Below are 18781 nucleotides of genomic sequence, written 5' to 3'. Positions count from 1 at the left end.
GTGGTCAGCGGGGCGGGGCCGGGAACGGGGGGACGGTGGCGGCCGGGGAACGCGGGCCGGATCCGGATGCCGAGGACGGGCCGGAGAGATCGCCAGAAAAGGGTGTTTCCAGGTGTTTCGTCCCGTTCGGCCGAACGGCTGATCAGGGTGGTGCTCAGGCCGGGGAGGGGTGCTGGGCGGGGGTGAGGCCCTCGGGGGCGCGGCGCCATTTCTCCTGGACCACGACCTCGCGGAGGCGCCAGCCGTCGGGGGTGCGGATCAGGGAGAAGGCGTAGCGCCCGCCGCAGACGAAGTCGGGGGCGGTGGATCCGCCGTCGTGTCCGGCGAAGCGCATCGGGTTGATGTAGTCCGCCTGGACCTGGGCGGTGTCACCGGTGTCCTGCTCCAGGTATCCGAAGCGCACCCGTCGGTTGACGATGAGGTGCTGCCGCATGGGAAAGAGCTCCATGCTCCGCGCCAGCCACCCGGCGACCTGTGCGGCGTCGCCCTCGATCCCCCCTGCCGAGCGGTAGTCCGCGCGGCCCTCCGGTGCGAACAGGTCCTGGTACGCCGTCCAGTCGCCGTCGTCCACCGCCACCGCGTACTCGGTGATCAGGCCGTCGACGGCGAGTCGGTCCATCACGGTCGCGAGCTCCACGCGCTGCGTCATCGGGTCAGTGTTGGGGCAGGACACGCGCCACGCCAAGGGGCGTGCGGGCAGATGGGGGATATGTCAGGGATCAGAGAAGGAATCGGAGAAGGATCGGAGAGGGGACGGGCGAGGGACCGGGCTGCCGGTCACGGCGTGTGGCCGCCGATATTCGGTGGCTCGGAAGCACGGCCGTGATCGAACCTGGTCCCCGTGAGTGAGAGTGAACGTCCCTCAGCGACCGAGCCCAGGTTCCGTGTCCGCGCCCGCCACACCGCCGACACGGTGACCGTCTACCAGGCGTACCGCCCGGAGATCGGCGGCCCGGCCGCGCGGCACGGTCGTTTTCCGGCCGCGTGGAAGCGGGACCGGATGACCTGGGTCATCAAGCCGCGTTCGCAGACCTCTGCCGCCATGTGACCGGTGGGTGGTGCCGACGGTTGTGCCCGGATTGCCGGTCAGGGACACAGGTGAGCCAGGAGTTCTGCACTGGCGGGGTATTCCTGTTCCTGAGGGAGCAGTCGGGCAGCTGAGTCCAGTTCGCCGTCCCTGACGAGTGCGTGGATCTCGATGGCGAGCGGGGTGACGTCGCTGATGGACACGATCCACTCGTCCGCGTAACGCGCGGATGCCTGACCCGAGAGCCCCAATTGCAGCGAGCGGTGCGGCAGGGGACGCAGGTGCAGATCGCGTTCGGGATCCCACTGGACGCGGGCCGGTGCATGCTTGAGATCACGCTGCCAGGTGCCGCGATCGGCGTGCAATCCGCGGACGAAACTCGACAGGCAGGCATGGCGCAGCGCCCATTCGAAGCCGTCGCGAGTGATCTCGACGGCGAGGACGGTCTCCTGACCCTCCTTCATGCCCCAGCCGGAGCGGTACATCATCCACATGAAACTGGGCTTGATCCACGTCATGCGGTCCGGCTTCCACGCGGCCGGAAAGCGGCCGTCTCGGACGGCAGGCAGTCCGATCCCAGGAGAGTACGCCTGGTAGACGGTGATCGTGGACGCCGTGTGGAGCGCACGGATTCTGCGGAGCGGTTCTTCCATGGCGCACAGCGTGGACTCGGTCAGCTCAGGTGGCCATTGATTTTTGTCCTGGGTGGCAGTGCCCAGACGATCGGCGTCGGCAGTGTCGATTTCAAGGGGTGGAACCGTCTCGGAGCTGTGAACACCACTTGACAACGTCGAGCAGCGTTCCCAGACCGCTGAGCGTCGGCCGGAGACGGAGTCACTGCGGTTCTCAGAGGCCGGCTGGGTGGATCGAAAGCCAGTCTGTGTGTCGGTCGCGCACACGGTCACGCTCTGCGGGCGTGGCAAGGATGACGTCTGCGCCGCCGTCGTAGGGATGGTGGATATGGCGCAGTTCCGTGTCGGCGATGAAGACTTCGACGAGCGCTTCGTCCGCGACTGCTCGCAACAGCCCGTCGATGCAGCCGTGACTCCACCGTCGTCGGTCGGCGTACAGACGCGTGTGGGTGTGGAACTCCGGGTCGGGGTCATCCTGGTCCGACTCGGTCCACCAGCGGATGCTGTCCGGGTGCAGTGTCGGCCGTGGCGTCGAGTAGCCCGGGGGCCCGGTCGGTGTGTCCGACCAGTCCATCGTCACCACGAACACATCAGTGTCCGCGAACAACTCGTCGAGGATCGTGTTGTACCGGTCCAGCACGATCGCGTACTCGTCCCCGGACTCCGGGTAGCGCTTCGAGCCGGGGAGGCTGTGGAAGCGAACCCAGCGATCCGCGTACCTGGTGCGAAACGTGTGAGCGACGGGAGGGCCCGACGGATGCCGTTCTCTCCACAGAGCCGCCAGGAGATCAGGGTCGATGACGAAACTCCCCCGTGGCCAAGGCCACATCAATAGGACAGGAGGCGCGGTCCTGTCGCGGCGGTTGATGTTCCGGTCGAGACAATGCTGGTGGTAGCCGCCCGCCATGCAGAAGAGGGCAGACGTTCCCCCTTCGATCACGGCGGGTGGGGTCTGTGAACGAGGCTCGACATGCGTCATCAAGCCGCGTTCACAGACCCGCGTCCGTGTTGTGCGGCCGGGCAACGACGGGGCGAAGTGAGGTCACCCGTCGAACTGGTTCCACTCGATCGCCGCATCGGCCAATGGGGCGAGGGCGCTGCGGTGGGTAGCGCCGGCCCAGACGCTGAAGCTGTCGTCACCTGCTGGGCCCGAGACGTGCAAAATGAGCCCTGAAGCCACATAGAACCGGGTTGGGTACCACGGACAGAAGGGACGCAGGGGCACGGGGTGCAGTCCCTCGGTCAGCCGTTGGACCTGTTGCGCGGTTGGTTCGTGGGGGAGTGCCAGGTAGTCGGCTCCCATTGCGGCTTCGAAGAGAGCGAACTGGAGGAGGAAGCCGCTGAGCGGCTCCTGTTCGGCGACGGGAGGCTCGTCGTACCCCCGGAACCAGACGGTCGGATCGGCTGCGGGCCCATCTGGCGTCCGCGCCATCGCCCAGACGAACCCTCCCTGGTTCTCTTCGCCGAAGACGATCAGCCCGTCATGGTCGGTCCCGAGCTTGGCCGCGGGAAGGATCCGGTTCTGCACTCCGAGGGCATCCGGGTGACGCTGTGACAGGTGGTAGAAGTACCTCAGTCCTTCCGGCAGGTCGAGCGCGGGAGCCTGTACCGATGGTGTTTCGAGGGCCTCGGACATCGCCGGGTACCAGCCGGTCAAGAACTGTTCGAGCGCGGTCCTTCTGTCGCGGTTCACGTTGCTCAGCCACTCCAGGCCCGGGAGATCCGGCGGAGGAAGCACGGGACGGACCCGGTCCAGGTCGGGCCTGCTCAGTGCGGTGTCGAGCCGAAGAACGCAGTCGGTGAGGATGTGCTCGGCATGGCCCGGACGCAGTTCCGTTCCGGCTTGAGCCACGGTGCCGGTGCCGAGATACACGAGGCCTTGCGGTAGACGGGCCATCAGATGGACAGGCAACCTCGCGTCGCTCGTGCCCCATTCCCCTGGCCGATCCACAAGTCGTTCTCTGACTGGCGTCGGAGCCGGGCCGAGCAATCGGACCTCCTCGGCGTTCCACACGCTGCTCCTGTTGAGTGCATCTCCTGCTTCCACGATGATCACCGTTCCGGCGCTACCGATGACGGCGGTGTTGCTGCCGAAGGTGTAGCTGTCGCTGGTCGTTGCGTCACCGGAGAGCGCAAGCGCCTGCATGTCGTTCAGGAGTGACATGAGAGGTATCGGGGAACTGTGCTCAACCATGCGCACATCTTCCAGGACGGCTGGATGGTGACTCCGTTCCACGGGCTGCCCGCAGCCTGGCAAGAGGTATGTCAGCAGGGTTTGACATGAATCACCGAGCCACGTTGACAGACCCCTGCGCGTTGCCGACACCGAAGGTTGAGACCCGAGGGCGGTAGAGGGCCTGACCCGCCTGCTGCTCGGTAGAAGCGCACCCTGTGCTAAGGACCCCCGCAAATGATCTCTGTGTGACAGATGGCTGGAATCCGCTGCGGCGGGCGTGTGCCTCGGCATCTGTGCGCGTGCGAGCGGTGCAGACTGTCGGCATGGCTGAGAACGAAGCGCAGGTCAGCCCTCCTGAGTCGCTCCTGCAGTTGATCGGCAATCTCGCGCGGTTCCATCGAGAGCATGAGGAGTACTACTCTCAGGCGCCGTTGCGGCAGGCCAGTGAGCTACAGGCGCGCTCTCGGGTGCTGAAGGCGCTGGCCGACCGGTGGAGCGAGGTCAGCGTGGGCGAGCAGGCGTCGGAGGTCGGGTTCACTGGTGCGGAGGACCTGAATGCCCCCGGACTCGTCGCGGAATCGGGAGTCCTGTTCATGGAGGGTGAGGGCGAGCCGGCCGAATTGCAACGGTTGAAGCGTGAGGTCCGACAGGTCGCGGATGACGCCGAACAGACGGGTGCCTGGCTGACTCAGGCGATGGAGCAGGCCTGGGAGATCGCGGGGAGCTTGGCCGCCTACCCCGCGCTGGCCGACCTGCTCGGGGAACGGCACCGGATCATCTCCAATGACTGGCAGTCGGCTGCCCTGCAGTCCCTGATCGCGCGGCTGCTGCGGCGCGCCCTTGACTTGCTGGCCAAGGTCGACTTCGCGCCGGCGGCACTACGGGCCGACCTGGCAGGTGAACGACGGGCCCCCGCCTACCTGCATTCGGCTTCCGAACTGCTGGATCGGGCGGCGGACCTTATGGCGGAGTCGGCGATGCTGGTGCATGACAACGAGCGGCGCTGGCGTATCTTCCGTGCTCGAGTTCGCGAGTTGCAGTCCGCATAGGCAAGTCCGCGGGGGTGGAGGCCGTCGCGCGAGATGCTCTCCGTATGACAGGAGTGATCACGGCGCCCGAGCCGTCCTGGATAGTCCCGTTCACCGGGCTGAACCCACGTCAGTTCGGCAGACTGGTCACCGCATTGCGGAGAAGGGGCGTGGGCCCTGTGCGCAGGGGGCGGCCCTGGAGCCTGCCGCTGGAGGACCGGGTGCTGCTGTCACCGCGTACTGGCGGACCAACCTGACAATGCGGCAGTTGGCGCCGCTGTTCGGGGTGTCGAAGTCCGCAGCCGACCGTATCATCGATCATCTTGGCCCGTCGCTCGCGCTCCAGTCCCGCAAACGGTTCCGCAGGGATGCCGTCCTGATCGTGGACGGAACCCTGGTGCCCACTCGCGACCACAGCGTCGCTGAACAGTCGAAGAACCACCGCTACCCGACCAACCACCAGGTCGTCATCGACGCCGACACCCGCTTGGTCGTCGCGGTCGGTCGGCCTCTTCCGGGAGACCGCAGCGACTGCAAGGCGTGGGAGGAATCCGGCGCGAAGGCCGCCGTCGGCACCGCCATGACCATCGCCGATGGCGGCTATCCGGGCACCGGACTCGTCATGCCGCACCGCCGCCGCAAGGGCGAGGGACTACCCGACTGGAAGCAGGCGCACAACAAGTCCCACAAGCAGGTCCGCGCCCGCGTCGAGCACACCTTCGCCCGTATGAAGACCTGGAAGATCCTCCGCGACTGCCGCCTCAAAGGTGACGGCATCCACCACACCATGCTCGGCATCGCCCGACTGCACAACCTCACCCTCACTGGATGACACACGACCGACGGGTCCTCCCGCGCGTCAAAGATCATTTGCGGGACAGCCCTTAGTCTCTCGAACTGTGTCCGACCTTCCCGACTTTCATGACGCGGCCATCGACGCCATAGTCAGTCACGCCGGACGCTCGACGCTTCCCTTCCAGCGAGCGAACCGGGATGAACAACACGCCACGGCCTTCTGGTTCAACGAGCTCGTGGAGACGACCGGCGAGGAGGAGGTCATCCGGCAGTACCTGGTGACCGCCAGCGGGCCGGCGAGAGTGGAGTTGGCCGAGTTCACCCTGCGTCCGGATTTGTGCACGCCCGCGATGAGCGCAGAGAAGCTGATGATGATCGACTTCGCGGAGGGGTGGACCCATCTCGGCGACCTGGGGGTGGCGGTCATGCCCACCACCGGATTGCACGCGCACGGCGCTCGCAAGGGATGGAGTTGGACGACCGACGAGATCACCGACGGCATCGCCGCCACGGAAGAGGACATCGCCGACCTTGGTGAGGCGCCGGTCGCGGCCTACGTGCTGGGCCACATCACCGAAGACGGCGACCGGGAACAGGCTGTCGTGGTCGGCCAGGTTGTGCGCACCAGCGACGGCGCCCTCCAATGGGTCGGCGACCTGCCGCAAGGGTGCGTGGGCGCACCGGTATTCATTGGCGCTCGCCTCGGCGGGAACAGTTTCAAGCTGGTCTGCGTCGGCGTGGCCCTGCCCGTCGACGGTCAACACGGGATTGCCCCCTTCGATCGCATCCGCGCCGCTCTGAACTCCCTCCCCTCGAACACCCCGCCGGCCTTTGACGGGACCGCAACTCGTCCCCAGACGATCGAGCGCAAGCGGCGCTGGTGGCAGCGACGCGGCTGATGTTGCCCAGCGTCCGCAGAGGCACGGTCATGGAAAACCAGCCCGAACACCCTTGGCGTAAAGGGCTGTGAACACTGCTTGACCTGGATCAAGCCGTCCTTCCTGTGGATGATGTACCGCTGCGGCTGGGGTCTGAAGGAGGGCCAGGAGACGGTGCTGGCCGTCGAGATCGGCCGCGACGGCTTCGAGTGGGCCCTGCGCAACTCCTGCCTCTCGCACTACGTCCCGGAGGTGCACGAGAACCGGGCCGCCTGGCAGCGGGAGCTGCGCCGGTCGCCCGCCCGGGTGCAGTGGGACCCCGAGCGCGACCTGCGCCTCACCACGCTGCCGTACCGCTCGTTGCAGCTGGGGCTGTCGGGTGAGGCGGCGGCACGGTACGCGGACGAGTGGATCGTCGGCATCGAGGACGTGACGCCGCTCGCCAGGCAGGTTCACGGCCTCGTACGGGCGGGTGACCTGGACGCGGCCACCGCCCTGCTGCCCGAGGAGCGGCCGTACCCCGTCGCGGACGAGGTGCTGGCCCCTCTGTGCCGCTGAGCCCGAAGCGGGTGCCGGCCCCTCTGTGCCGCTGAGCCCGAAGCAGGGCGGGCTCAGCCGGGCTGTCGGCCGAGCAGTGCGCAGACCGCGTTCTCCTCGATCGTGCGGAGCTTCTCCACGAGGTCGGGGTCGAGCGTCTTGTTCACCTGGGTGGTGAGCGAGAAGGTGAGGGACTTCCGGCCGTCGGGCGTCGCGGCGATCAGCTGGGTGTAGCCGGGGAAGTTCCCGGTGTGCCCCAGCACCACCCCGCAGCGGGTGTCGTAGCGGAAGATGGCGAGTCCCGCCGTGTTACGGCCGGGACCGGCCGGTTCGGAGGCCCCCTCGATCCAGCGGCGCTGCTCGCGCAGAACCGCTCTCGACGTCAGCTCTCCGGCGGCGTAGCCGCGGATGAACCGCGTCATGTCACGCGGCGTGGAGACGATCCCGCCCGAGGCCCACACACCGGACGCGCTGAGCGCTTCGCTGACGTCCTCCGGCGGCGCGGGCGGCTCGACGGCGTAGCCGTGCATGTACGGCTCCGGCATCTCGTAGCCCAGGGGCAGGCTGGTGTCGCGCAGGCCGAGGGGCCGGTAGACGATCCGGCTCAGGAGCTCCTCGTAGGGCCTGTGGGTCGCCGCCTCCGCCATCAGTGCGACGGCGATGTTGTCGGAGTTGGAGTACCGGTACTGCGAGCCCGGGCGGAAGCGCAGCGGTTCGTCCGCGACGAAGTCCAGCAGCCGGCGGGGGTCGAAGGTACGGCGAGGGTCCGCCAGGAGGAGTTCCAGGAACCCCGGGTCCTCGGTGTAGTCGGGCAGTCCGCTGGTGTGGTTCAGCAACTGGCGGAGGGTGACCGACCGCCAGGCGCGCGGCAGCCGCGGCAGGGTGCGGCCGATGGTGCTGTCGAGGTCGAGCGCACCCTGCTGCACCAGACGCAGCGCCACGGCGCCGCTGAAGGCCTTCGCCGTACTGGCGATCCGCATGTGGTCGGTGGGCTCGATCGGACGGCCGGTCGCCAGGTCGGCGACACCGGCGCGCAGGACACGTGACGTACGGTCCCGTTGCAGGACGACGATCACACCTGGCGGACCTCCGGGCGTGGCGACCAGCTCTTCGAGCTGTCGTCGCAGGGCGCGCTCGCTCCGGCCGTCGGAGCCGCCGTCGGCGGCGCCCGCCGTCGGGGCGAGGAGCAGGCCGCCGAGGCAGGAGGCGCCGAGCAGGGCGACGAGGCAGAGGCGGAGGCGGGAACGGTGACCCGTACGGGTACGGGTACGGGTACGGGTACGGGTACGGGTACGGGTACGGGAGCGTGGGCGGGAAGCGGGCGTGAGTGGCATGGGGGTCCCGGGAGGATCGGCGGTCAGGGGCACCCTCAGCATCGGCCGGGACCACGGTCACGCGCTCGCCGAGCTTGCTCTATCCGGCCGATCGGCTCCGCGACCTGATGTCGGTGGCGGAGGTGCCACAGGCTGGGGGAGGTGGCGGAGGCGGGGGGAGGTGGCGGAGGCGGCGGCGCGGTCAGCGCGCGGCGAACTGCACCCCGGTCGGCTGTACGACGTCCGGCCGCACCGCGATCCCCTCGACGGTCAGCCGCTCTCCGTAGATGTCGGTGATCCGGAGCGCGCCGCCGCACCCGCCGCCCTGCTCGGAGAGGAAGTAGTTGTACTCGGTCCGGGGCAGCGGGGCCCAGCCGCCGCCGTCGCGGACCTCCAGCCGTGCCACCGGGTTCCGGTGACCGATCACCTGGATGCCGCACCAGTACTGGCTGGACCCGGTCTTGTACCGGATCGAGAGCGTGTCGGACGTGCCGGGGCTCAGCAGGCTCCAGGTGATCGGTATCTGGCCGCGTGAGGGGGCGGCGAGCTTGGCGAAGGCCTGTGCGCTGAGGTCGAGTTGGCCGGGCCGGCAGGGCGACGGGCACTCGTTGGTGATCCGGACGGTGACGGCGGCGCCGCCCGCCGCGCGGACGCGCACATACGCCCCGCAGGCCTTGGAGACCTCGTAGTCGGTGGTGTTCATGGCCGCCGTCATGACGTCGTCGCTCGGGCCGTACGAGCAGGCGCCGCCCTCGCCCGTCCCGGCGTCGTAGAAGGTGGCGACCCCTTCGTAGTCGACCCCGGGACGGATACGTCCCGCCAGCTGTCCCGAGGCGGACCCGGCCCGCCGGGTGGCGGCCGGCTTCGGCCGGGTGGGCTCGGTCGACGGGGTCGCGGACGGGGTGGTCTTCGAGGCCGACGGGGACGGGGACTTCGAGGGCGTGGCGGAGGGCTTCCGCTCCGGTGCCTCGGAGGACGGACCGGTCGCCCGGGGGGTGGCCACGGGTGCGGCCCCGGCCTTCCCGGAGGCTTCGGTGCCGGTCTCGCGGTCGGGGCCGAAGGCGATGGCGAGCGACGCGGCGAGCCCGACGGCGGCCACGGCGGCGACGGATATGAGGGCGGTGCGCCGCTGGGGAGTACGGGAGGAGCGGTGGGAACGGGCTGCCACGTTCAAGTCCTTCGATTCCATGAGCGGTTCGGGAGAAAGCGTGATGCGTGTGGGGCTCGCGTGAAAGGAGCTTGCCACTCATCGGTTGCCGCCGGGGCGGGAATGGTTGCCTCGACGGGGCAGGGAGGCAGGGCTGCGACCGTAGGATGATCGGTCGCCGCGCTCGGCCGCGGAACGTCGTCGGCGGGCGTCGCCCGACGTACGTCGTTTGTCGTGTGTCGTACGTCCGTTGTCTCAGGGAGGTTCGGGATGTCACGTCCGGTCACGGTGGTGACGGGTGGGAGCCGGGGGATCGGTGCCGCGACCTGCCTGCGGCTCGCGGCGGACGGGCACGACGTGGTCGTGGGGTACGTGCACGACGGGGCGGCCGCCGAGTGGATCGCCACGGGAGTGCGGGCGAACGGGGCGCGCTGTGTCACGGTCAGGGCGGACACGTCGGTGGAGGCCGATGTGGACCGGCTGTTCGAGACGACGGCGGAGCGGCTCGGGCCGGTGACGGGGCTGGTCAACAACGCCGGGATGACGGGCCCGTTCGGGAGGCTGGCCGACACCGACACGGATGTGCTGCGACGGGTGGTGGAGGTCAACCTCCTCGGTGTGCTGCTGTGTTCGCGCCGAGCGGCCAGGGTGATGTCGGCCGGGGGGAGCGGGGCCATCGTGAACGTGTCCTCGGCGGCGGCCACGCTGGGCAGTCCCGGCGAGTACGTCCACTACGCGGCGACCAAGGCCGCGGTCGACGCGCTCACGACGGGGCTGGCGAAGGAGCTCGGTCCCGACGGGATCCGTGTCAACGCGGTCGCGCCCGGGGTCATCGACACCGAGATCCACGCGAGGATGGGCGACCCGGAACGCCCCGACCGCATCGCGGCCTCCGTCCCCCTCCGCCGTCCCGGCCGCGCCGACGAGATCGCCTCGGCCATCGCCTGGCTCATGTCCCCGGAGGCCTCGTACACGACGGGAGCGGTGCTGCGGGTGTCAGGCGGCCGGTGAAGCGCCGTGGGGCTCGGTTTGGTGGCGAGCGGCGGGTCGTGTGCGGTTTGGTTGCTCGGGCAGTTCCCCGCGCCCCTTCGGGGCACCCTCGGAGCCCTCGGCGCCCTCGGCGGGCCGGTGGCCGTCAGCCGCGCCGCTTGTCGAGCAGTCGCTGGAACGCGGTCGGCGTGGGCCGGTCGGCCAGGAACTCCTTGATGAGCGAGGCGCATCGGAGCGGGTCCGCCCGGCCGGTGTCGCACTCGACGTCGTAGAGCCCGTGCGCGTGCACCTGCCCCAACTGGCGCGCCGCCAGTCCCGACGGCCGGTCGCCGCGCCCCCGTTCACGTCGTTCGAGCTCGGCGCGGTCGCAGTGCACGCCCACGAACACGACGTCCTGCGGCACGAAGAGGTCGAGGCAGTCCCGCAGTCGCCATTCCGCGCTCAGGACGTGGTCCATGACGATGTTGTTGCCCGCGGCCGCCATGCCGGCGATCGCGCGGTGATAGCCCCGCCAGGTGTTGTGCAGAACGGCGTTGAGCTGCTCGGGTGGCATCTCCCGACGCGTACGCATGGCGTGGAACGCGTCGACCGGTAGGTGGAAGTAGGGCTCGTCCAGGATGCGCAGCAACTCCGCGGCGATGCTCGACTTCCCCGAACTGGACGTGCCGTTCAGGAAGATGATCAGGCCGCCGGGGGTGCGGGTCTGCTCGCCGGCGGCCTGTTCCGCCGGGCTCACGCTGCCTCGATGACCTCTCCGCGGATCGCGGCCGCCCACTTCGCGACCAGCAGTTCGTACTCCGCCCGCTCCTGTGCCGAGAGTGAGCCTCCCGCGTGCTGCCACAGGGCTCGGATCTGGTCGTTCAAGTCGGCGGCGGACCGCACGGAACCACGGACGGGGGAATCGGGGGACATGCGGACAAGAGTAGGCGTCAGGACTGACCGTGCGCTACCGCTCGGCTACGGATGCCGTATGTGGTTGGTCACTGAGGGGAGTTGGGGAGGAACGGGCTGCTCTGGACGGGCCGGTCAGCCCGCCGACTCGCCCGCGTGCGGGCTCAGGACGCCCAGGGAGACCAGGACGACGATGACGATGCCGAGGGCGATGCGGTACCAGACGAACGGCATGAAGCTCTTGGTGGAGATGAACTTCATGAACCACGCGATGACCGCGTAACCGACGAAGAAGGCGATGACCGTGGCGAAGATCGTCGGGCCCCAGGAGACGTGGCCACCCTCCATCGCGTCCTTGAGCTCGTAGCCGCCCGAGGCGATCACGGCGGGGATGGCGAGGAGGAAGGAGTAGCGGGCCGCGGCCTCGCGCTTGTAGCCCATGAGGAGGCCGCCGCTGATGGTCGCGCCGGAGCGGGAGACGCCGGGGATGAGGGCCATGGCCTGGCAGAGGCCGAAGATCAGGCCGTCCTTGACGCTGAGCTGTTCGAGGCTCTTGCGCTCCTTGGCGGCGCGGTGCTTGCCACCGGTCTCGTCGCGCGCGGCCAGACGGTCCGCCACGCCCAGCACGATGCCCATGACGATCAGCATGGTCGCCGTGAGGCGCAGATCACGGAACGGGCCCTCGATCTGGTCCTTGAGGGTCACCCCGAGGACACCGATCGGGATGGAGCCGACGATCACCAGCCAGCCCATCTGGGCGTCGTTGTCGCTGCGCATCTCCTTGTCGAACAAGGAGCGGGACCACGCCGAGATGATGTTGGCGATGTCCTTGCGGAAGTAGATCAGCACCGCGGCCTCGGTACCGATCTGGGTGATCGCGGTGAAGGCCGCGCCCGGGTCCTCCCAGCCGGAGAAGGCCGCCGTCAGGCGCAGATGCGCGCTGGAGGAGACGGGGAGGAATTCGGTCAGCCCCTGGACGAGTCCGAGGATGAGGGATTCAAACCAAGACATGAAGTTACGTGGTCCAAGCGCTGATCGTGGAGGGCCGACGGAGACGTGCCGCGCCGCGGGGCGGGTGATCACAGGTGCTGGGGGCAGCCTAGCGCCCCTTGAAGACAGGGCTGTCACAGGGGTTTCGCAGGGCCGGGCGGGGGGCGCGTGAAGGGTGTGCGGCGGGCGGGTGGAGCGTGGACGTTCCGAGGCGTGGAACGGCCGGATCCGTGGTGTTGACCAGTCACTATGTCCGCACATACGTTGCTGGCGAGGAAAGCGCTTGCCGTTGCGAGGGTCGCCGTTCCGCCGGAGCCCCCGCCACCAGGCGTTGGCCAACGTCCGACGTCACGTTCGATGGAGTGCTGATCACGTCCATGCCCACACCCAGCAACGACCCGAGCCCGACTCCGGACCACCTGCCGGCCCGTCCCCCCGCCCCGCTCGCCGGCCGCCGTGTCCGTGCCGCGATCATCGGCATCGGCGCCATCGGCGGCGGCTCGCACCTGCCCGCGCTCGCGCGGCTCGCCGAAGAGGGCGAGACCGAGGTCGTCGCGGCCGTCGACATCGACGCCGACGCGGTGGCGAAGTTCTGCGCGGAGCACGGCATCCCGCACGGCTACACCGATCTGGACCGGATGCTGGCGGAGCAACGGCCCGACCTGGTCAGTGTCTGCACCCCGCCGACCCTGCACCGCGACCAGACGATCGCCGCGCTGCGGGCCGGCGCCTGGGTGTGGTGCGAGAAGCCGCCGGTCCCGACGCTGGCCGACTTCGACGCCGTCGAGGCGGAGGAAGGCGCGGAGACCGGGGGGCCGTACGCCTCGATCGTCTTCCAGCACCGCTTCGGATCGGGTGCGCGGCACGTACGGAAGCTGATCGCCGAGCAGAGCCTCGGGCGCCCGCTCGTCGCGCACTGCCAGACCACCTGGTACCGGAACACCGCCTACTACGCCGTGCCCTGGCGCGGCCGCTGGCAGACCGAGGGCGGCGGGCCCGCGATGGGCCACGGCATCCACCAGATGGACCTGATGCTCGATCTGCTCGGCCCGTGGAGCGAGGTCCGGGCCATGGCCGGGCGACTGGTCCACGACGTGGAGACCGAGGACGTCTCGACGGCCCTCGTCCGCTTCGAGAGCGGAGCCCTGGCCACCGTCGTCAACAGCGTCCTCAGCCCCGACGAGGTCAGCCGTATCCGCGTCGACTGCGAGCGCGCCACCGTCGAACTGACCCATCTGTACGGCCACTCCAACGCGAACTGGTCCATCACCCCCGCTCCGGGCACCCCGGAGGCGGACGCGGCGGCCTGGCGGGACTTCGGCGAGGACGTACCGAGCTCGCACCTCGCCCAGCTGCGTGAACTCGTGGCCAGCATGCGCGCCGGCGAGCGGCCGCGCAGCAGCGGCGCGGACGGGCGTACGAGCCTGGAGCTGATCGCCGCGCTGTACAAGTCGGCGTTCACGGGCGCGACCGTACGGCGGGGGGAGATCGGGCCCGGGGACCCGTACTACACGGCCATGCACGGAGGCGCCCCCGGGTGGGCGCCCGGAACCGCCCAGGTGTCCGCCGACGCGACCGAGGAGATCACGGCATGACCTTCCACGACGGGCTGCGCGTCGTCCACGCCCACGGCGACCGGATCACGGTCACCGAACCCGCCACCGGCGTCGAGCTGTTGAGCTACGTCTACCGGCCGGAGGCGGCCTGGGAGGCGCCGAAGCCGTATCTGCACCCGATCCGGACGCTGGCCGGGGACGTCGTCACCGACTTCCGGCCCAACGACCACCGCTGGCACAAGGGCCTGCAGCTGACGGCCTCGCACCTGTCGGGCCAGAACCTGTGGGGCGGCAACTCGTATGTGCACGGAGAGGGTTACCTGCCGCTTCCGGAGCGGGTCGGTTCGATGGCGCACGTCGGCTTCGACGTCGTCGAGTCGGACGGCGAGCGGGTCGTGATCGCCGAGCGGCTGACCTGGCACCCGCACACCGGGGAGCTGTGGGCCGACGAGGAGCGCCGGATCGAGATCCACGACGTGGACACGGAGTCCGGCTCCTGGGCGCTGACCTGGACGAGCGCGATCACCAACCGCCGGGACGAGCCGCTGCTGTTCGGCAGTCCCACCACCGCCGGGCGGGAGATGGCCGGCTACACGGGCCTGTTCTGGCGCGGCCCGCGCGCCTTCCGGGACGGGCGGATCATCGGCCCCGACTCCGAGGGGCCCGAGCTGATGGGCGAGCAGGCGCCCTGGCTGGCGTACTCGGGCGAGCACGACGGCACCGACGGACACGCCACGCTCGTCTTCGCGCACGCGCCGGAGAACGACCACACCGGAGACCTGGGCGCCCACCCCGCGCACTGGTTCGTCCGCATCGAGCCGTTCGCCGCCGTCGCCCCCTCCTGGGCGTTCTTCGAGGAGCTGGAGCTGGCTCCCGGCGACACGCTCACCCGCCGCTACCGGGTCGTCGTCGCGGACGGGGCCTGGGAGCGGGAGGAGATCGCCAAGTACCTTGAGGCGCACCCGTGGTGAACGGCTACGAGGGACTGCCGGGCGGGGTCGCCGTCTCGCACCTGTCCGTGTACGACTGGCCCGCCGCGGACGGGGTCTGCGGCGGAACTCCCCATATGCATCTGACCTGTTCGGAGGCGTATGTCGTCACCGGGGGGCGTGGCGCGGTGCAGACGCTGACGACCTCCGGGTACGAGGTCACGCCGCTGGCGCCCGGGACGGTCGCCTGGTTCACGCCCGGCACCATCCACCGGCTGGTCAACGAGGACGATCTGCGGATCACCGTCCTCATGCAGAACAACGGGCTGCCGGAGGCGGGCGACGCCGTCCTCACCCTGCCCCCGGAGTACTTGACCGACCCGGAGACGTACGCCGCCGCCACCCGCATCCCGGTGGACGCCCCGGAGGAGGAGCAGGAGCGCGTCGCCCTGGCCCGGCGCGACCTCGCCCTGGAGGGCTACCGGGCGCTGCGCGACGCCTCCGGCCCCGAGCCGCTCGCCGCGTTCCACCGGGCCGCCGCCGCGCTCGTACGGCCTCGGCTCGCGCAGTGGCGGGCGCGCTGGGAGCGGGGTGCGCGGGCGGCTGCCGCCGCGACCGGGGAGCAGTTGGACCGGCTGGAGCGGGGGGACTTGTCACACCTCGCCGACGCTGTCGTACGGGCCGAGGAGCCTTCCGCTTACGGGAAGTTCGGGATGTGTGGGCGGTTGGACGTCTACAAGGGGGATTGAGCGCCGGGCGCCTTCGCGCTGGGGGAGTGCCGCGGTGTGGCGGCTGCGGGGTGTGTGTGGCTTGTCGCGCAGTTCCCCGCGCCCCTTCGGTGCGCTCGTGTGATCCGGCGTCTCACCTTGCCGTCGGCCCTGATACCGACCAGCCGGGGGACTGCGGGTGCGCCGTGAGGCCCTCGTGGCGCACCTCGCCGCCGCAGGACGCGCAGGTGACCGTCGGGACCAGTTCGTCGCCGCAGCTGTGCTCGATCACCATGGGACGCTCGTCGTCCTTCCGGAGATGGCGGTCGCCCCACGCCATGAGCGTCATCAGGACCGGCTCCAGTTCGAGACCCGCCTCCGTGGGCCGGTACTCGAAGCGCTGCGGGCGCTCGCTGTAGACGTGCTTGTCCAGGACGCCCGCGTCCACCAGGCGCCGCAGGCGGGTCGCCAGCACGTCGCGCGGGGCCCCGATGTTGCGGACCAGCCGGTCGAAGCGGCCGTTGCCGAGGCAGACCTCGCGCAGGACCAGGAGGGAGTACTTCTCACCGACGATCGCCAGGGTGTCGGCGATGGAGCAGGGGCGCGGATCTCCGGAGGCGGGCATGCGGCCAGTCTAGGGGAGGGTTTGTTTTTCCAACTCGCAGGGCTATGGTGAGTTTGGATTTCCTACTCACCGGTATTCGTCTGGTACTCGTTGGAGGCCGGCCCATGCGTGACGCAGTCGTCGTCGAAGCCGTACGCACCCCGATGGGCAGGGGCAGGCCCAACGGAGCCCTCGCCCATGTCCACCCCGTCGAACTCCTCGCCCACACCCTGCGCACCCTCGTCGACCGTGCGGGCATCGACCCGGCCCTCGTCGACGACGTCATCGGCGGCACCGTCGACCAGGTCGGCGAGCAGGCCATGAACACCACGCGCTACGCCGTCCTCTCGGCGGGCTTCCCGGAGACGGTGCCCGCGACCACGGTCGACCGCCAGTGCGGTTCCTCTCAGCAGGCCGTGCACTTCGCGGCCCAGGGCGTCATGTCGGGGGCGTACGACCTGGTCGTCGCCTGCGGCGTGGAGTCGATGAGCCGGGTGCCGATGTGGTCCAACGTGCCGCCCGGCAAGGACCCGTTCGGCCCCGGTGTCGCCGCGCGCTACCCCGAGGGGCTCGTGCCGCAGGGCATCAGCGCGGAGCTGATCGCCGCGAAGTGGTCGCTCGGCCGTGAGCGGATGGACGCCTTCGCCGTGTCGTCCCATCACAAGGCCGCCGAGGCCTGGGAAAGCGGCCTCTTCGACGCCGAGGTCGCGCCGCTGGACGGGGTGACGCGCGACGAGTGCGTCCGGCCCGGCAGCACGCCCGAGATCCTCGCCGGTCTCCGGCCCGCCTACCACGACCCCGGGTTCGCCGAGCGCTTCCCGCAGATCGAGTGGAACGTGACCGCGGGCAACGCGAGCCCCGTCAACGACGGTGCCTCGGCCGTGCTCATCGCCTCCGGCGAGACGGCGGACCGGCTCGGGCTGCGTCCGTTGGCCCGGCTGCACAGTTTCGCCGTCACCGGCTCGGATCCGCTGCTGATGCTCACGGGGGTCGTCCCGGCCACCGAGAAGGTGCTCCGCCGCGCGGGCCTGGCCCTCGACGACATCGACCTCTTCGAGGTCAACGAGGCGTTCGCCAGTGTCGTGCTCGCCTGGCAGCAGGAGACCGGGGCCGATCCGGCGAAGGTCAACGTCCATGGGGGCGCCATCGCTCTGGGGCATCCGCTGGGCGCGAGTGGCACGCGGCTGACGACGACGCTGGTGCATGCCATGCGGGAGCGCGGCGCCCGCTACGGGCTGCAGACGATGTGCGAGGCGGGTGGGCTGGCCAACGCGATGGTGCTCGAAGCGGTGTGAAGTCGGCCGGGAAGCGTTGTTCTTCGTCGGGTACGGGGCGGGTGGGGGCCGGTCGCGCGGTTCCCCGCGCCCCTGGAGGGGCGGCCCCTCGGGCCTGCCCCCATCGGCCTCAGCGGGCTCGGAAGTGGTGGCGCTTTCGCCAGGCCATCGCCGCGCCGATCAGGGCCGGGATCGCGATGCACGCCATGGCGATCAGGAAGGCCGGGGACGTCGGGGACGAGGCTCGGGCACCGGCCACCGCGTAGGCGGCGGTGTTCGGGATCGAGCCGAGAGCGGTGGCGAGGAGGAAGGGGAGGTAACCCATGCGGGAGACGGAGGCGCAGTAGTTGGCCGCCCAGAAGGGCACTCCCGGGAACAGACGGGCCGCCAGCATCGAGCGGAAACCGTGGCGGCTGAGCTGGCCGTCCGCGGACTTCAGCCAGCGGTGGCGGAGGAGGGGGCGCAGGGCGTCCTGGCCGAGCATGCGGCCCAGGCCGAAGGCGATGCCGGCTCCGAGGACCGTGCCCGCGAGCGCCGAGGTCAGACCCAGCTGGGAGCCGAAGAGGGCGCCCGCCGCGATGTTGAGGATCGGCCGGGGCACGAAGGCGACCGTGCACAGCCCGTACGCCACCGCGAACATCACGACCGCCGCCGCGCCGCTCAGCTGGGGCGGCCAGCCGTCGGCCAGCAGCCGCTGCGGCTCGAACAGCAGCACCGTGGACACGGCGCCCAGGAGCAGTACCACGAGCAGCGAGAACCGCGCCCACGGTGAGAGCAGCACTCTGCCCCAGCGGGCGGCCCGCCCCAGCGGTACGGCTGGGACGGCGACGGGTGTGGCGACGGCGAGCTCCGTGGCGGCGGTCCGGGGAAGGACCGTGGCGGTGCCCCCAGAGCGGGTGGTGGCATCGAGCATTCGTCGACGGTAACCGACCCATGTCCGTGTATGCCCAACGGAACGTCTCACGGGGGTCACAGCAGGCGGAACAACGGGCTCGACGAGCCCGGCGTACGCGGGCCCCGCCGAGCACCGCGCACCGTGCTGCCTGCGCCTTCCGGAACACGGTCCCGGCCTCGGCACCGTTCATCCCGCGCACCCTCTTGTGAAGCATCTCTCCTCGGCCGCACCTCGGAACTCGCGCGTACCGAAAACCATTCGACGGGGGCCGACTTGTCGACGATGATCGGCGTCATGTTCCGGCACGCCTTCGCTCTCGCCGCATCCGCCACAGGCGCGGATGCCCCGAAGGCTGCCCTTCTGATCGTCGTGGCCGCCGCAGACGGCGCCCGAAGCTGACCCTTCCCGGACA

The 18781-nt window shown here is 70.0% G+C and carries 18 protein-coding genes and 3 pseudogenes; 10 read left to right on the top strand and 11 right to left on the bottom strand.

Features of this window, described 5'->3' with window-relative positions:
• Positions 1 to 154: 154 nt before the first annotated feature.
• Positions 155 to 649, bottom strand: coding sequence for a nuclear transport factor 2 family protein (locus OG202_RS08960; protein WP_327730675.1), 495 nt, complete (start codon positions 647 to 649; stop codon positions 155 to 157).
• Positions 650 to 832: 183 nt separating this feature from the next.
• Between OG202_RS08960 and OG202_RS08955 the strand changes: the two are divergent.
• Positions 833 to 1021, top strand: a pseudogene (locus OG202_RS08955) (DUF4291 family protein); the annotation flags it as partial.
• A gap of 65 nt (positions 1022 to 1086) precedes the next feature.
• Here OG202_RS08955 and OG202_RS08950 read toward each other — a convergent pair.
• The 3 genes from OG202_RS08950 to OG202_RS08940 form a co-directional block, all read right to left on the bottom strand.
• Entirely contained in the window at positions 1087 to 1680 is a 594-nt protein-coding gene (locus OG202_RS08950) for a DUF4291 domain-containing protein (protein WP_327732310.1), read from the bottom strand.
• A 193-nt stretch (positions 1681 to 1873) separates the two neighbouring features.
• A complete protein-coding gene (locus tag OG202_RS08945) occupies positions 1874 to 2566 on the bottom strand; it encodes a DUF3885 domain-containing protein (protein ID WP_328222576.1) in 693 nt (230 codons plus the stop codon).
• Positions 2567 to 2701: 135 nt separating this feature from the next.
• Positions 2702 to 3823, bottom strand: a complete 1122-nt coding sequence (locus OG202_RS08940) for a hypothetical protein (protein ID WP_328222575.1) — start codon at positions 3821 to 3823, stop codon at positions 2702 to 2704.
• Positions 3824 to 4158: 335 nt separating this feature from the next.
• Here OG202_RS08940 and OG202_RS08935 point away from each other — a divergent pair, with 335 nt between their 5' ends.
• The 4 genes and pseudogenes from OG202_RS08935 to OG202_RS08920 all read left to right on the top strand — a co-directional run.
• Positions 4159 to 4884, top strand: a complete 726-nt coding sequence (locus OG202_RS08935; protein ID WP_327730679.1) for a hypothetical protein — start codon at positions 4159 to 4161, stop codon at positions 4882 to 4884.
• A 44-nt stretch (positions 4885 to 4928) separates the two neighbouring features.
• Positions 4929 to 5695 (top strand): annotated as a pseudogene (locus OG202_RS08930) (transposase).
• A gap of 67 nt (positions 5696 to 5762) precedes the next feature.
• Entirely contained in the window at positions 5763 to 6557 is a 795-nt protein-coding gene (locus OG202_RS08925) for a hypothetical protein (RefSeq protein WP_327730680.1), read from the top strand.
• Positions 6558 to 6635: 78 nt separating this feature from the next.
• A pseudogene (locus tag OG202_RS08920) lies at positions 6636 to 7094 on the top strand (DUF4291 domain-containing protein); the annotation flags it as partial.
• 53 nt (positions 7095 to 7147) lie between these two features.
• Here the strand turns inward: OG202_RS08920 and OG202_RS08915 are convergent.
• A complete protein-coding gene (locus OG202_RS08915) occupies positions 7148 to 8407 on the bottom strand; it encodes a serine hydrolase domain-containing protein (RefSeq protein ID WP_328222574.1) in 1260 nt (419 codons plus the stop codon).
• A gap of 181 nt (positions 8408 to 8588) precedes the next feature.
• On the bottom strand, positions 8589 to 9554 hold the full coding sequence (locus OG202_RS08910) for an expansin EXLX1 family cellulose-binding protein (RefSeq protein WP_328222573.1): 966 nt from the start codon (positions 9552 to 9554) through the stop codon (positions 8589 to 8591).
• Positions 9555 to 9803: 249 nt separating this feature from the next.
• On the opposite strand from OG202_RS08910, the gene OG202_RS08905 reads away from it, so the two are divergent.
• Positions 9804 to 10544 (top strand): glucose 1-dehydrogenase, encoded by a 741-nt coding sequence (locus OG202_RS08905; protein ID WP_326584247.1) that lies wholly within the window; start codon positions 9804 to 9806, stop codon positions 10542 to 10544.
• Between the two features lie 124 nt (positions 10545 to 10668).
• Here the strand turns inward: OG202_RS08905 and OG202_RS08900 are convergent, their stop codons facing one another.
• The 3 genes from OG202_RS08900 to OG202_RS08890 all read right to left on the bottom strand — a co-directional run bounded on the left by OG202_RS08900 (position 10669) and on the right by OG202_RS08890 (position 12425).
• On the bottom strand, positions 10669 to 11259 hold the full coding sequence (locus OG202_RS08900; protein ID WP_328222572.1) for a chloramphenicol phosphotransferase CPT family protein: 591 nt from the start codon (positions 11257 to 11259) through the stop codon (positions 10669 to 10671).
• The gene (locus tag OG202_RS08895; protein WP_328222571.1) at positions 11256 to 11435 is read right to left on the bottom strand and encodes a hypothetical protein; all 180 of its coding nucleotides are present in this window, start codon (positions 11433 to 11435) and stop codon (positions 11256 to 11258) included. The genes OG202_RS08900 and OG202_RS08895 overlap by 4 nt, the downstream gene beginning before the upstream one ends.
• Before the next feature lie 114 nt (positions 11436 to 11549).
• A complete protein-coding gene (locus OG202_RS08890) occupies positions 11550 to 12425 on the bottom strand; it encodes an undecaprenyl-diphosphate phosphatase (RefSeq protein WP_326584250.1) in 876 nt (291 codons plus the stop codon).
• Between the two features lie 356 nt (positions 12426 to 12781).
• On the opposite strand from OG202_RS08890, the gene OG202_RS08885 reads away from it, so the two are divergent.
• From OG202_RS08885 to OG202_RS08875, 3 genes are read left to right on the top strand one after another with little or no spacing between them, the layout of a single operon-like run.
• Positions 12782 to 13999 (top strand): Gfo/Idh/MocA family protein, encoded by a 1218-nt coding sequence (locus OG202_RS08885; protein WP_326584251.1) that lies wholly within the window; start codon positions 12782 to 12784, stop codon positions 13997 to 13999.
• Positions 13996 to 14931: a PmoA family protein gene (locus OG202_RS08880; protein WP_327730687.1), complete on the top strand. Its 936-nt coding sequence runs from the start codon at positions 13996 to 13998 to the stop codon at positions 14929 to 14931. The genes OG202_RS08885 and OG202_RS08880 overlap by 4 nt, the downstream gene beginning before the upstream one ends.
• Positions 14928 to 15638 (top strand): cupin domain-containing protein, encoded by a 711-nt coding sequence (locus OG202_RS08875; RefSeq protein ID WP_405895996.1) that lies wholly within the window; start codon positions 14928 to 14930, stop codon positions 15636 to 15638. The genes OG202_RS08880 and OG202_RS08875 overlap by 4 nt, the downstream gene beginning before the upstream one ends.
• Before the next feature lie 112 nt (positions 15639 to 15750).
• On the opposite strand, the gene OG202_RS08870 is transcribed toward OG202_RS08875, so the two are convergent.
• Positions 15751 to 16221, bottom strand: coding sequence for a winged helix-turn-helix transcriptional regulator (locus OG202_RS08870; protein WP_327730689.1), 471 nt, complete (start codon positions 16219 to 16221; stop codon positions 15751 to 15753).
• Between the two features lie 104 nt (positions 16222 to 16325).
• On the opposite strand from OG202_RS08870, the gene OG202_RS08865 reads away from it, so the two are divergent.
• Entirely contained in the window at positions 16326 to 17495 is a 1170-nt protein-coding gene (locus OG202_RS08865) for a thiolase family protein (protein WP_327730690.1), read from the top strand.
• Between the two features lie 109 nt (positions 17496 to 17604).
• On the opposite strand, the gene OG202_RS08860 is transcribed toward OG202_RS08865, so the two are convergent.
• Positions 17605 to 18387: a TVP38/TMEM64 family protein gene (locus OG202_RS08860; RefSeq protein ID WP_327730691.1), complete on the bottom strand. Its 783-nt coding sequence runs from the start codon at positions 18385 to 18387 to the stop codon at positions 17605 to 17607.
• Between the last annotated feature and the right edge of the window lie 394 nt (positions 18388 to 18781).

Source organism: Streptomyces sp. NBC_00310, assembly GCF_036208085.1.
Taxonomy (GTDB): domain Bacteria; phylum Actinomycetota; class Actinomycetes; order Streptomycetales; family Streptomycetaceae; genus Streptomyces.
The sequence above is the reverse complement of the archived record's forward strand: the minus strand, read 5'-3'. Positions and strand labels throughout refer to the sequence as shown.